This window comes from Mesorhizobium sp. BHscii, assembly GCF_053848065.1.
Window position 1 is genome coordinate 140,415 of sequence record NZ_JBSPKW010000015.1, and the last position, 13,569, is coordinate 153,983.

The following is a 13,569-nucleotide window of genomic DNA, read 5'->3' on the forward strand; positions in this document are numbered from 1 at the left end:
TTAGTCGTTCTCTAACAGAGCATTTCGCATGCAACTCCGTCACCATCTCGATCCAGTTTGCGGCTCCATGGGCAGTTGCTGAGATACCATTGGGCTTCATCGCACGAGCTGATTTGCGAACACGTCCGCCGCGGCTGGCATGAGTAGCTTTGCGCTACCTGCCTGCGGTTGATTATGCCGAGCGGTTGACTGACGGCTGGCTGCTGACTGTCCGCATGCTCAGCACGCCAATCCCATGGCTCCTGAAACGTTCCGACCCACAGGCCGACCTTCGCCTTCTCGGCTTTGCTCTGCTGAGCTAAATACGCGCCGTGGCTGTAGCGAGACCAATCGAGCGCCTGACCGTGCTCGACCATCCAGGCGGCGACGCTGGCGCCGTCGGCGCGCCGGCAGTCGCCGACAAAACGGCCGTAACGGTCCCAGGTGACGAAGCTGCAATGCACTGGCCTCGAGGCCGCCAGGAACTTTTCCAGTGCTTCGGCGGCTTGGCGCCCGCAGGCATATTCGAAGCCCTTGGCGTCGTCGCAATACTGCCGGCTTTCTGGCGCGTCGATTCCGTTAAAGCGGATCCGCTGTCCGTGAATTTCGATCGTGTCGCCATCGATCACGGAGGCAATACCGGCGATCGGCGCCGGGCTCGTGCTGGTCCAGTTCGCAAGATTGAGGTGAGGCATGCGGTCAAAGCGCGGCATGACGAACTGCGTTGCGTAGGCCGCCATCGCAGCCACGGTTACGATGATCAGTCGCTTTGGAATGCCGGCCAATTGGCGCACACGCCGCAGCTTGGCGCCACTCCGTTTGCGCCGTTGGGCAGATCGATTGTCGTAGCGAGAGCTGTCCAACGTCCGTCGCCCCTACTCGCACCCGACGCCGTCGTGATCGCGGTCCAGCCTGTTGGGATCGCCGTTGATCTTCACCGGACCAACCACGACGGGATTGTTTCCCCTGCCGCCTACGCAATCCAAATCGCCGCCGCCGGCCCGTGACGATTGCGACGGCGCCGCCGACACCCCTCGATACCTATCGACGACTGCGGCAGCGCGCACGCCGTCGCCCTCGATATGCGTGTTCTGACTGTTCGGATTGAACGGGTCGGCCGTTTGAAGAAGCAGATTTGCATGGCCTGCGTCGCCAGCCGCGAGTGTCACCGTATCGTGATGGTCCAAGTAGTCGGCCGCGTAGCCCGAGAAGAGCACTCCGCACAACACGCACGAAAATTCGCGCACGCCCATGAATGAATTTCCCCAACCCCGGGCTAGATCATGCGCTATTTGGCTTTTGTTGTCGAATCCAGAAGAGGTTCGACCTTCCGTGAAGGCACCATTGCCGTCATTGCCGCGTCGTCTACAGCTGATAGAGCAGCAAAGTCGGTCCCGGGGAGGAATACATGCGTGGCGCGCTCGTTTTTGGTTCCGTTCTTTCGTTGATCCTGTCATCGGCGCCTTCACTGGCCTGGTGGGACGGCGGGCACATGCAGGTCGCCGCCGTGGCCTACTCAAAACTGACGCCGCAGGCGAAGGCCAAAGTCGATACACTGATCAAGCTGAACCCCGACTATCCGAGTTGGATCGCCGGCGTGCCCGATGACAAGAAAGCGCAATACGCCTTCGTTCATGCGGCCGTTTGGGCGGATGACATCAAAGACTCTGCCCACGGCTACACCAAGGACGACGACACGCCGACGGGGCAGAACATCGGCTACGCAGACAAAAACATGCACCGCTACTGGCATTTCAAGGACATCAGATTTTCGACCGACGGGACGCAATTCTCCGATGCCGATCCGATCAATGCCGTGTCGCAGATGAAGCTGTTCATCGCGGCGCTGCCGGCGACGTCGGCCGCGACCGATGACATTCGCTCCTACGACATGGTTGGCTGCTGCATCTCATTGGAGACATTCACCAGCCGTTGCACGCGACGGAGCGAATTTCTGCAATCAACACAGATGGCGACCGCGGCGGCAACGAAGTCAACGTGACGCCGGCGACCGGCGAAACAATCGACCTTCACGTCTATTGGGATCGAATGTTCGGAGGTTACGTCTCGGTGCTCGGTGCGATCTTCGATGCTAATGACAAGACCGGCATCTCGAAGCTCCAGGTCGACAGCGCAAAAGCCAAGCTGCTGGACCCGGACGCTTGGACCCAAGGGAGCTTCGTGCTCGGCAAGAAGTTTGCGTATGCGGAGCCTGTGCTGAGCGAAAACACTGTGGCAGTGCTGACCCGCGCATATGAGACCGATGCGCGAAACGTTGCCAGAAGCCAGGCAGCGCTGGCAGCGGCAAGGCTCGCCAACGTTCTCAATGACGCATTCAAATAACGGACAGAAGACTGGGCGACCTGCGATCGGTTCGACGCTCCCCCACAGGACAGGGAGCCATCGAATCATGAAAATGCATAGGCCCTGAATGGATTATGTCACCAGCAGAATATCCTGTCACCAAGCGCCCTTCTACCGTCACAAGCGGCAGAAGATTAACGGTCACTTTGCCAGCTTCATCATCTGGCCTTTCTTGGTCATCGGCAATCAAAATCCGAGAGTTTGGTCATGTTCCTGATAATGCCTGCGCGACCTTTGTCAGGGTCATCCTATTGTTTCCGTGCTGGTAATGGCCGGCGCCCATTGGGCGGGTCGGGTTTTGGGGTAAGGGCGCCGGCCAAGCGGGCAATCAAGTCCGCCAGAACAAAGTAACAGACAGGTCGCCGACGCGTAATGGCGTGATCGCGGAACTGTACCTAGGCGCTTCCGTTTGTCTCGGTTTCCTCGTCGATCGTTCGCACCGGCAGATAGGCGTTGGTCTCCAGCCACTCGTGCAACACGATCTGAACGAGGTCCGATCGGCCAATTCCAATCTCGCTGGCGATCGAATCCAGAGCATCCGCGATTGCAGGCTCCAGGGGCACACCAGCCACGTTTCTCAGCAAGAGGGCAGCGCGACGAAGGATGACCTGCAAATCCGCTCGCGAGATATCCGCGATGCGATCGGCGGCGCTTTCAAGCTCTTCGGCAAAAGAGCGGCGGATCATTGTCGGCCGCGGCGCTGTTCTCGGCGCAGATTTGCCTTCTCCAACTCAGCGGCGAGGTGGGAGGCAGCGCGCTCAGCTGCCCGTTCAGCGCCTTCACGCTGTCGTTCCAACTCCGCTGGTGGATAGTACGCCTCGAGGCCAGAAGTCCGGCTGGCATCAGTTATTGGCAAGCGGCTCCAGTCCTCAACGGCACCAGCCAGGCTAGAGGCCAAGCTATCTCTAATCGTTTGCCAAACGTCCCGCACGCTCATCGACCGAGGATTGCTGAAACATTGGCTACACGCAAGCCAACGCGAAGGTCGCGCAAAACGCGATTTTGGCTGCGGCTTTCAGCAAACCGGCAGATGTGCACTCGGAGGGGCGCTAGCTGGACGTGCGAGAGTAGGCACGCCGCCATTCCCTGTGCCGGTCGCGGGCCTTCCTGATCTGATCGCATCGGCGATGACAAACCGAATCCCGCGGTCTGATTGTCCGTAGCGCGTCCAGTTTGTCTTGGGTTCCTGGAAGCTAGTCGTGTGCAGTATGACAGCCCGAACGAGCGATGCACCTGCGGTGCATCGGCCATCGATTCTTCCGGCCATTGACCGGTTTGCATCGGGACATGTTAGGAGTCACCGAAAGTCTGGTATCGTCGTCCAATGCTAAATGAACTTCAGCCCGATCCATTGTTGCTTGCGGCGTTGGCGCCGTACCCGCTGCATCTCTTGGGATGGAAAGCATTCCAGGACTTATGCGTCAGTGTCGCAGAGGAGTGCCTGCGACGTCCAGTGCAAAGCTTTCTTCCGAGCAACGACGCCGGCAGGGACGGGGCTTTCGTTGGGAGGTGGGAAGGTGATGATCCGGCGGCAGGCGAATCCACTATTCAGTGCAAATTTACCTCGCGGCAGTCATTGAATCTCACAATGTCATCGCTTGGAGAGGAGCTTCCGAAAGCCGAGCGGCTCGCAAAAAAAGGACTGGCAAAGGACTATATCATTCTCACCAACCATGGTGTTACCGGCGAAAGTGAGCTCGCTATCAAAGCCGCCTTTGAAGGCGTAGGCGTGGGTCGCTGCCGGGTCTTCGGCGGCGACTGGATCACTCGACAGGTTCGCACATCCTCACGTTTAAGAATGATGGTGCCTCGCCTCTATGGGCTTGGTAGCCTCAACGATTTGCTTGATCAGCGCGCCTATGCGCAAGCGCAACTAATCTTGAGCGCGATGGGCGACGATCTGCAGCGGTTGGTCGTAACAGAGTCACATCGGCGAAGTGTCCGAGCGATTAGCGAACATAACTTGGTTTTGTTGCTCGGCGCTCCTGCTGCCGGCAAGTCCACGATCGGTGCGAGCATTGCGATCGGAGCCGCCGATATCTGGCAAAGCAACACGATCAGGGCGACATCGCCGGCCGAGGTTCAGCGACACCTTAGCCCCGAGGGGGGCCAGTTCTTTTGGATCGATGACGCATGGGGCAATACCCAATACCAGCGACAACGCGCTGAGGACTGGAACCAGGTGTTTCCGTTGATGAATGGGGCCATACGTCAAGGAACACGTTTCCTGATAACTTCCCGAGATTACATTTGGAAAGCCGCCAAATCCGACCTTAAACTCGCGAGTTTGCCCGTTCTAAATAAGAGCCAGGTTGTGATCGACGTGCATGAATTGTCGACACCGGAGAAGGCTCAGATCCTGTACAATCATATCAAAATGGGTGATCAGCCAACCTGGTTTCGCACGTTAGTAAAACCTTATCTTCCCGCGATAGCTGAACGGAGTGATTTTCTGCCAGAGACAGCCCGCCGGTTCGGGTCGGCTTTCTTTGCAGGAGGTTTGCAGCCGTCTGAGCACGTAGTGACCAAATTCTTTTCACACCCAAAAAGCTTCCTTCAAGAGACAATCGCGAGCATGTCTCCTGATTGCAGAGCGGCCATTGCAGTGCTGTTTCTGAATGGCGGTAAGGTGCGCTCGCCGGTTTCGTCAGAAGATCTTGCAAGCGGTGCACATGCGTTTGGCGTTACCCCGGCTGAAACGCGCAACCAATTGGAGGCGTTGAACGGAAGCCTTCTGCTCTTGGCCCAAGACGAGCTAGGACCTTTTTGGATCTACAAACATCCAACAGTCAGCGACGCATTCTCAAGCTATCTGGCTACCAGCCCCGAACTTATCGAGATCTACCTCCGCGGGGCCAACCCTCACTCAATCCTATATGAAGTGGTTTGCGCCGGAGTGGTTATTGGAGGAGCGCCTTTGGTCGTTCCCGACGCACTTCATGCGCTGCTGGTTGATCGCATTTTGCAGGTTGAGGATCATTTCCTTCGAACATTCCTGTCCTACCGGTCGAGCCCTAAGTTCTCCTCACTCATAATCGAGCGTAGACCATCTGTTTTGAAGGGCTTGAGCATATTTGCTACCCCGATCAAGTCGGACCCGGACGCGACGCTGCTGGGGACGCTCTTCAGCCAGGGACTCCTGTCGGAGGGCAGGCGGCAGACGTTTGTTGAAGCGGCCAAGAGTGCATTGGTTGAGGACGCTGATGCAAGCTTTTTGGAATTGCCGGACCTTCGGGCTGTCTTTAAGCCTGATGAGATGGAAGAATTCCTATCGTGCGCACGCACCGAAGTGCTGCCTCGTCTGCCGGAGTATGTCGAAAAATTGCGAAAAAACTGGAATCCGGAATATCCCCCAGACGACCATTTTTCAGAACTCGAACAATCCATAAGCCAGCTTTGCGATGTGCTCACACCGTACGAATATGATGATACCCCGCTCATTCGGTTGAAAAGCGCCGTTCGCCTGGCCGTGTCAAAAATGGAAGATGAATATCAGGAACCGTCATCGACATCCGCGCCCGTGGCGTCATCCACCCCACAAGCCACAGGACTTCAAAATCTATTTCGGGACGTCGATGCTGAATGACGCGGGAGGCGTCGGCCGTTTGCAGTCAAGACGCTTTTTCGCTGCTTATAAGCTCAGTTTTGGATCTTTACCCACAACTTGTCCCAGGAGGTCACGGACTTTCTCGAACGGGATCGTTCGAGCGGCGTGAAGCGACGTTGATACTTCTGACCTTCGTACTCCACGATCTCCTTGCTGCGCGCGTTTGGAAATATCCGGTCGAGCATGCGTCTCGTGCTCGCTTTTCGGAATAGCGCCGTCTGCCTTGAGCGCGAATTCGATCTCGCGAACCCTTGCACGTGCGGACTTTATGTCAGCCTGACATTTATCCGGATTGTTGCCGCTGTAATCGTCAAAGCGCCTGTTCCAGGCCGAGAGCCGGTCGCGGAGGCAAACGGCGGCTGGCAATCAACGAATCACCAAACTCATGCGATCACGGCGCTGGCCGAGGTGTCGTGGCGACGCTCGGCGGCAGGATCGGGTAAGTTACCTGCGGCTGGTCTCCGCTTAGTGTCCGCAAAAAGGCGACGATATTTGAGACTTCGTCAGCGGCCAATCGGGTGCCAAGCTGGGTGGTGCCCATCACCGCCACCACCTCCTCGAGGTCCCACGCACGGCCGCTATGGAAGTACGGGGCCGTGAGTTCGACGTTTCTCAAGCTGGGGACTTTGAAGACATATTGGTCGTCAATCTCACCTGTCACCTGTTTGCGACCTTCATCGTCGGGCGGCAGGAAGCCCCAGCCGGGCTTCTCGACCAGGCCAAAAGGAGCGTACATACCGCCGCCGACATTGACGCCTTTGTGGCAAGAGACGCACCCCTTATCGATGAAAAGCCTGAGGCCTTTCTTCTCTTCAACGGTGAGCGCTTTTTCGTCACCCTCGAGATATCGATCAAACGGCGCATTGGGCGTGGTCAGCGTCGCCTCGAAGACGGCAATCGCCTTCCCGATGTTGTCGTAGTCGAGAGGATCGGTTTCATCTGGGAAGGCTTTGCGAAATGCCTCTACATAGCCGGGAATGCCCTTGAGCTGGTCGACGGCGTGCTCAGGGGTGCTTCCCATCTCGATCGGGTTGGCGATGGGCCCGCCGGCCTGCTCCGTCAGGTCGATCGCCCTACCGTCCCAAAACTGAGTGGTGTTGAACACTGAATTGAGCACAGTTGGCGCGTTGCGGCCGCCGCGCTGCCAATTGAAGCCAATTGAGGTGGGGCGGCCATCAGCGCCGCCGCGCCCGATTTGATGGCATGTGTTGCAGCTAATGTTTTGCGCCTCCGAAAGTCGCGGCTCGAAATAGAGCATCTTGCCCAGTTCGACCTTCTCTGCAGTCGCCGGATTGCCCTCAAGGGCAGGCGGGTCCTTGGGAACGGGGCTGAACAGCGATTTCGCTTGATCGAGCAGATTGTCCTGTCCCATCGCCGTCGAGGTGAGCAGACAAAATCCGAGTGCAGCATACCGAAAGTTCCACCCAATCGCCAAACAAGCCTCTCCTTTTCCAAACCCGATCCTGCGCGCCAAATGAGCGCGCTTTCCCATCATCAGCGGTTGGGGGCGTCCTCGGCAGCATCTGCAGCGTCGCGATGGAGAGGAGCAAAAATCGAGCCAAAGGCGCAGGAAGAACTCGGACAAGTGTGCCAAACGGCTTTCGGCCCTAGCCGGGTGCAAATCGACCACGGCAGCGTCGTGGGCCGGACAAACCCGACAATGGACGTTGGCCGGCGCATGCCGACACCGGTCCACACGATCTTATGTCCGCGGCTGCCACAACGGCCACGCGCGCAAGCATACGTTAACGCTTCTGATCGGGCCCGCCCCCCCGCGGAAGAGCTACTCGGTGTCTATCGCCCGCAAAGCCGGCCACGGTAGCCGGCCAGGCAGACAACATAGTCGCGCCTCTCCGGTAACACTCCTTGAGTGAACCACATACGCTGAGTGGTTGGTGAAGGAATGATAGACTACAAAGGAAGGGCGCCGCCTTAGCGGCGCGTCCTCAGCTCCTCAACGTCCACGGCGCTTTCGAAAACATACCCGGCGCCGCGCTCGGTGCGGATATACTGCAGGGCCGAGCGGTGTGCCAGCTTACGGCGAAGGCGCAGGATCAGCACGTCGATGCTGCGGTCATAGACCTCTTGATCATAGACCCTGGTGGCCTTCAGAAGCTGCTCGCGCGAAAGCACCCGGCCTGGGTTCTTGAGGAAGGCCATGAGCAGGTTGAACTCACCCGTAGTGAGCTTTACTTCATGATCCGTCCCTCGACGCAAGCGGCGACGTTTCGTGCTGACTTGCCAGTCATCGAAATTAAAGATCGCATTTCGCTCACGCCCCGGCCGCTGACGCACGGCGGCGCGCACGCGGGCCAGGAACTCCGGATGGCCAAAGGGCTTGGTGATGTAATCGCGGGCGCCGGTTTCGAGACCGACCACCTTATCGGACTCATCCAGGTAGTCGGCGCTGATGATGATGATCGGAAGGTCCCTGTTGGCGCCAAAATCCCGAACGAATTGCAAACCGTCCTCTCGGTCGAGGCTCAGATCGACAATTGCCAGATCGATCGCTTCAGAAACCATTTTGCCGGCGGCCTGTTGGCCGTTTTCGACCGCACTGATCCTAAACTCATGCTTGGACAAGAGGTCCACGAGCAGTTCTCTCGTTGAAGCGTCCTGACTCAAAACGAGAATCTTCTTCATGGTTACCCCCTGTTGAATGCAGCTTTGGCTTCCGCGACGATCAGCCAAATTAGGCAGGGTCCGCAGGCGGGACAATCTTCGTTGGGCGCATGACACAATAGCGCAGATACATAGGTCCTAGACGGGACTGCAGCTGTGAACCAGGAACCGAGCTCGCCAAGCTGTTCGGCCGTGTTCTCCGATTTAGCTCAGAGTGTTCGTCCTACTCTTTTGGCTGCTCGCCCGCGACATGCCGTGTTTGGCCCTGCGGATCCCCTCCCCTGCGGCCTTGAGGGTAGTGTGATGAGGCGTTCTGCGCCTGCGCGCACATCTCCCAATCGGATTGAGCCTCATTTCATCTGAAACCTCGAAAACATTGACATTCTTGCGGCTAAGACGGATTTGTTGCCGTAGTTCCGATGTATAGGAGAGCATGACAGCGATCATCAAGGCACACGAGACTTGTCCGACAACACAATTTATCCAATTCTGGTTGCATTTACCTTCGAAAGGATTGCGCCGGATACAAATCAACTTACAAACAACTGGAGCGAAGAGCTCTCGTTGTGTCTGCAACAACCGAAGGAGATGGAAATGAGTAGACTGATCGTCGTATCCAACAGGGTTCCACTGCGCGATGAAAACGGGGTGCTGCCAGCGGGCGGAATGGCCATTGCGCTGAAAGCGGCGCTCAGGGAAAGGAGCGGCTTCTGGATGGGCTGGTCGAAGGAGGTGAAACCCGAGGCCGCCCCGCCGGCGCTGATCCCGCAGCAAGATGACGGCATCAACTACCAACTTGTCGATCTCTCGCAGAAGGATCTGGACGAATATTACCACGGCTTCGCGAACAGGGTTCTTTGGCCGATCTTCCATGGCCGCCCCGATCTCGCCGAATATTCCGAGGCACGAAGGGCCGGGTATTATCGTGTCAACAAGATGTTCGCAGAGCTGTTGAAGTCACTCCTGAGCGAGGACGACGTCATTTGGGTGAACGATTATCATTTGATTCCGCTGGCGGAAGAATTGCGCCAGGCGGGCTTCCGCAACCGGATCGGCTTTTTCCTGCACATTCCATGGCCGCCGGCGGACATTCTCTCCACCGTCCCGAAGTACGCTACTTTGCTGCGCGGGCTTTCCTTCTATGACCTCGTCGGCTTTCATACCGATTACGATCTCAGCAACTTCCTCGAATGTCTGGACCGCGAGGAGCAAGGGAAACTCGTCGAAGGGGGTTTCTACCAAGCCTATGACAAAGAGTTTCGCTGCGGCGTTTTTCCGATCAGCATAGACACCGCGAACTTCGAAAGCCTCGCCGAGAAAGCGGCCCACGACGAGCGTCTGCAGGAGACTTATCCGAGGATCGCCGGCTATGACATCGCGATCGGCGTCGACCGCCTCGATTATTCCAAGGGTATCGAGAAACGCATCGTCGCCTTTGGCGAATTTCTGCGGCGCTACGGGCCACGTGTGGACAAGACGTTGCTGCTGCAGATCACCCCGAAGTCCCGGGAAAGTATACCGGCATATATGGCGGTTCAGAAGGACGTCGCCGAACTGGTAGGACGCGTTAATGGAGAATTCGGAACGGTCGATTCGGTGCCTGTGCACTACATTAATAAGGAGGTCGAGCAGTCGGAGCTGGCCGGCCTCTATCGGAAGGCACGTATCGGTTTGGTGACTCCACTTCGCGATGGGATGAATCTGGTGGCGAAGGAGTATGTCGCTTCGCAGGATCCAAGGGATCCGGGCGTCCTCGTCCTCTCGCGCTTTTCCGGCGCCGCCAGGAAGTTGGGCGCAGCGATGCTCGTCAATCCCTATGACACGGAGGAGATGGCTGGCACCCTGGAAAAGGCTCTTGTTCTGCCGCGAGAGGACCGGATTGACCGTTGGAAAGCGATCATGACGATTCTTCGCGAGCACAATGTCCACAAGTGGTGCAACGACTTTCTCTCGTCACTGAATGGGCCCTGAGGTGTGGCGCCCTTCGTGGGCCCAGCCTCGCGGCGACAGTGTCGCGAGTGTGAGGCTGGGCCCAAGCATATCAATGAGGCAGCATTCCTGCCTCGCCGAGGGCGGGCGATGTGCCGTGGTAGTTGCAGGCACGAGTGAGGGCTCACCCCCTACTCAACGCGATCGCCTCCACCTTGCCAAGTGCTTTGCCCCTGCATCGAGCGAAGCCGCAGGAGGCGCTCGTCGCCGGCACCGACTGTGAACGCTTCGCTGATCGAGACCGGTCACCTTGAACCACGTCGAACCAACTGGCGACATCGCTATTGTCAACAGCAGGCTCGGCCCGCAACGCCCACTATCAAGACGTTAGCTTGAGGCACACCGCTACAAAGATAAGGAGAGGGGCATGGACCTCGTTTACAGTCGGGATCGTTCAAGCAGGAGTGAGCGGGCGCCACACATTGTCAATGGCGAGCGCGCCGCACGGCAACAACGGATGCTGGCGTCGATTGACCTGAGATTGCTGTTGGCTCTTGAGGCACTGTTGGAGCACCTCAACGTCACGCATGCGGCTCGGCACATGGGCGTGAGCCAACCGTCGATGAGCCGATCGCTGACTAGGCTGCGTGGAATTTTCAATGACGATCTTGTGGTTCGTGGATCAAGCAGTCTGGTTCCGACGCCGCAGGCCGAGCGCCTTGCCAAGATCCTCCCGCCGGTCTTGAATGCTATCCGCGCGATGATGGACCGCAGTTGCGCCCAAGGGGAATGGCGATCGAAAGCCACAATGGTGATGCCCGATCACCAAGCGCTGATCTTGCTGCCGCCTCTCCTACCACTTCTGCGCGAGCACGCGCCTAATCTCGATATCGTCACCGACCCGCTTCTAGCCGGCGCGCTCCGGCGGCTTGAGCAAGGCGAAATCCATCTGGTCATCGGGCAGATCGAGGCTGCACCACTGGGTTACTTGCGCCGTACGCTCTATGCCGACCGCTTTGCCTGCCTGCTACGCCATGATCACCCAGCCCTGGCGCGAGAATGGACGATCGATACCTTCGCGACCTTGCACCACGCTGCCCTCGCCTCAGACTCCAAGGACGGGTTCGGCCGGGTGCATGATGAATTGGTCAAATTAGATCTCCTGGATCGCGATCCTGTGCTGGTTTCCAACATATTGACGGCAGCCGCGTCAGTCGCGGCGAGCGATCTGGTGCTGATTGTCCCACGGCGCGTCGCGACGCGGATCGCCGCCTTGCTGCCCCTGGCGATTGTCGATCCGCCCGTGGAACTGACCCCCTACGAGGTCGCTCTCATTTGGCACGAACGCTGCCATCGCGACCCGGAGCACCGCTGGCTTCGCCACGAGATCACCGCAGCGGCTTCGCAAACAGAGCTGACGCAAATATCACAAAGTGGGAGGGCAATAACGGATGTTTCCTCCTAAGACTCTCCCCGTTTGACCGGCATTCTATTCAGCCAGAGGCACATAAAAGTCAGCTGATAGTGCACGCACTCCAGACGCCTCACCACTTCACAAGCAACCCTAGCTCTCACATAGGAGAATAAGATGTCCAACGTATTTTCGCTTGATGTTAAGGAACGTGAAAAAGAATATTCTGACAACATTTATAAGGCCGCTCGCGCGTACTTCCACGCAAGGCCCTTGGTTCTTTCGCTGGCAAATGCCGCACCTCCGGGAGACGACATGATTGCCAACGATCAAGGGACGGTACAGTTTCACCTTATCGGCCAGAAAACCCGTGACCGTATGTATAGCGGAATCTTGAATGAGAATGAGGACAATCTTCTGGCGATTGGCGGACTCATCTACGACTACTTGCATTCCAATTATCCTAACATCGACTCAAAAAAGCTGGACATCGGAATCTGGGCAGACGTTCTTAGCAACATTCCGAATCTTTCGATCGGAGCGCAAAACCAGAAAAGTTATTCGAAAGAAGTTTTCGGCACTTCTGTCTCAGCCACGTTCCTTTCCTTGGTTGCCCAAGCGATCATCACCGACGGGGCATCGCTGCTGACGGATTTCGAGTCCTTCCTGACCGCGATGGGTGACATCACTTTCAGCGCCAACGCCAAGGCGCAGCAATACAAGGCGCTGACGTGTACCTACCAGAGCTACCTTCTCGATAATGGGGCAGGCGGATATTACGATTACGGAGCGATCGTTCTGCGCCAGATCGAGTTCAAACAGAACTTCCTTGAGCTGAAATCCTGCTGCTCGTCGACGCAACGAGTCAATGTGGACATCGACTATACCGAGGTCATCAGCGTCGTACAGGCACGCCGGATCCGAAAAGGCGGGCCCGACTATGAAAACTTCCAGCAGCTCGTGAATGCGAACTCCACTGACCAGTTCAAGAAGGCGAAGAACTTTTTCAACGGCGGCTCGACCCCGCAACATGATATCAAGCCGCAGGTCTGATCTTCAGTCCTTTGGCTGCTCAAGCAGAGCACCTAACCAGCAGCGGACGACCTCGCCAGCGCGGTTTGAAGCGAAACGATCCTGACGATTGGCGGCAAATATCCGCCTATCGTCCCTCATCGAATACGAGAACCGCATCACGCCGAAAACCGAGAAAACGAACAGTGCAAGGCACAGTATCGACGACGCGTCTGTCGATCGCATTGTAAACGGCCTTGATGCCCCCACTGACGGCCGCCGCCTCTGTGGGGGGTATAGATGCAAGAAATGAGCCCATGCTCCTGCTCCTTCTGGAGAACGATATAGGCCCTCAGCTCACCTTCCTTCGGCTCGGTTTTGCCGTTCTTCGCGCCTTGACTTGCAACCGCCAACCGCCTATCCACCCCCTTTGTTAGCACTCGGCCTCGGTGAGTGCTAATCGCGCTCCGGCAACGGGGAACCGTTCAACATCCGCACCAGGGAATCCAAAATGGCACAGTCGAAATTCCGCCCACTTCATGACCGTGTGGTCGTTCGCCGGGTCGAATCCGAATCCAAGACCGCCGGCGGGATCATCATCCCGGATACGGCGAAGGAAAAGCCGCAGGAAGGCGAGATCATCGCC

The 13,569-nt window shown here is 57.5% G+C and carries 11 protein-coding genes and 1 pseudogene; 7 read left to right on the plus strand and 5 right to left on the minus strand.

Going from position 1 to position 13,569, the window contains the following annotated elements:
• Positions 1–11: 11 nt before the first annotated feature.
• Entirely contained in the window at positions 12–842 is an 831-nt protein-coding gene (locus tag ACWTU7_RS20965) for a thermonuclease family protein (RefSeq protein WP_455840057.1), read from the minus strand.
• A 12-nt stretch (positions 843–854) separates the two neighbouring features.
• The gene (locus ACWTU7_RS20970) at positions 855–1,232 is read right to left on the minus strand and encodes a calcium-binding protein (protein WP_455840058.1); all 378 of its coding nucleotides are present in this window, start codon (positions 1,230–1,232) and stop codon (positions 855–857) included.
• A gap of 155 nt (positions 1,233–1,387) precedes the next feature.
• Between ACWTU7_RS20970 and ACWTU7_RS20975 the strand changes: the two genes are divergently transcribed.
• Both ACWTU7_RS20975 and ACWTU7_RS20980 read left to right on the plus strand, forming a co-directional pair.
• On the plus strand, positions 1,388–1,981 hold the full coding sequence (locus ACWTU7_RS20975) for a S1/P1 nuclease (RefSeq protein WP_455840059.1): 594 nt from the start codon (positions 1,388–1,390) through the stop codon (positions 1,979–1,981).
• Positions 1,912–2,322, plus strand: a complete 411-nt coding sequence (locus tag ACWTU7_RS20980; RefSeq protein ID WP_455840060.1) for a S1/P1 nuclease — start codon at positions 1,912–1,914, stop codon at positions 2,320–2,322. Before ACWTU7_RS20975 ends, ACWTU7_RS20980 begins: the two co-directional genes overlap by 70 nt.
• A 416-nt stretch (positions 2,323–2,738) precedes the next feature.
• Here the strand turns inward: ACWTU7_RS20980 and ACWTU7_RS20985 are convergent, their stop codons facing one another.
• Positions 2,739–3,029, minus strand: a complete 291-nt coding sequence (locus tag ACWTU7_RS20985) for a hypothetical protein (RefSeq protein WP_455840061.1) — start codon at positions 3,027–3,029, stop codon at positions 2,739–2,741.
• A 638-nt stretch (positions 3,030–3,667) separates the two neighbouring features.
• Here ACWTU7_RS20985 and ACWTU7_RS20990 point away from each other — a divergent pair.
• Entirely contained in the window at positions 3,668–5,929 is a 2,262-nt protein-coding gene (locus ACWTU7_RS20990) for an nSTAND3 domain-containing NTPase (protein WP_455840062.1), read from the plus strand.
• A gap of 412 nt (positions 5,930–6,341) precedes the next feature.
• On the opposite strand, the gene ACWTU7_RS20995 is transcribed toward ACWTU7_RS20990, so the two are convergent.
• Together ACWTU7_RS20995 and ACWTU7_RS21000 are read right to left on the minus strand one after the other, a co-directional pair.
• The gene (locus ACWTU7_RS20995; protein ID WP_455846536.1) at positions 6,342–7,445 is read right to left on the minus strand and encodes a cytochrome-c peroxidase; all 1,104 of its coding nucleotides are present in this window, start codon (positions 7,443–7,445) and stop codon (positions 6,342–6,344) included.
• 437 nt (positions 7,446–7,882) lie between these two features.
• Positions 7,883–8,593: a winged helix-turn-helix domain-containing protein gene (locus tag ACWTU7_RS21000; RefSeq protein ID WP_455840064.1), complete on the minus strand. Its 711-nt coding sequence runs from the start codon at positions 8,591–8,593 to the stop codon at positions 7,883–7,885.
• Between the two features lie 573 nt (positions 8,594–9,166).
• Here ACWTU7_RS21000 and ACWTU7_RS21005 point away from each other — a divergent pair.
• The 4 genes and pseudogenes from ACWTU7_RS21005 to ACWTU7_RS21020 form a co-directional block, all read left to right on the plus strand.
• Positions 9,167–10,543 carry an alpha,alpha-trehalose-phosphate synthase (UDP-forming) gene (locus ACWTU7_RS21005; protein WP_455840065.1) on the plus strand — a complete coding sequence of 459 codons (1,377 nt, stop codon included), beginning with the start codon at positions 9,167–9,169 and terminating at the stop codon, positions 10,541–10,543.
• Between the two features lie 475 nt (positions 10,544–11,018).
• A complete protein-coding gene (locus ACWTU7_RS21010; RefSeq protein WP_455840072.1) occupies positions 11,019–11,966 on the plus strand; it encodes a LysR family transcriptional regulator in 948 nt (315 codons plus the stop codon).
• A gap of 123 nt (positions 11,967–12,089) precedes the next feature.
• Positions 12,090–12,965, plus strand: coding sequence for a hypothetical protein (locus ACWTU7_RS21015; RefSeq protein ID WP_455840066.1), 876 nt, complete (start codon positions 12,090–12,092; stop codon positions 12,963–12,965).
• 469 nt (positions 12,966–13,434) lie between these two features.
• A pseudogene (locus tag ACWTU7_RS21020) lies at positions 13,435–13,569 on the plus strand (co-chaperone GroES); the annotation flags it as partial.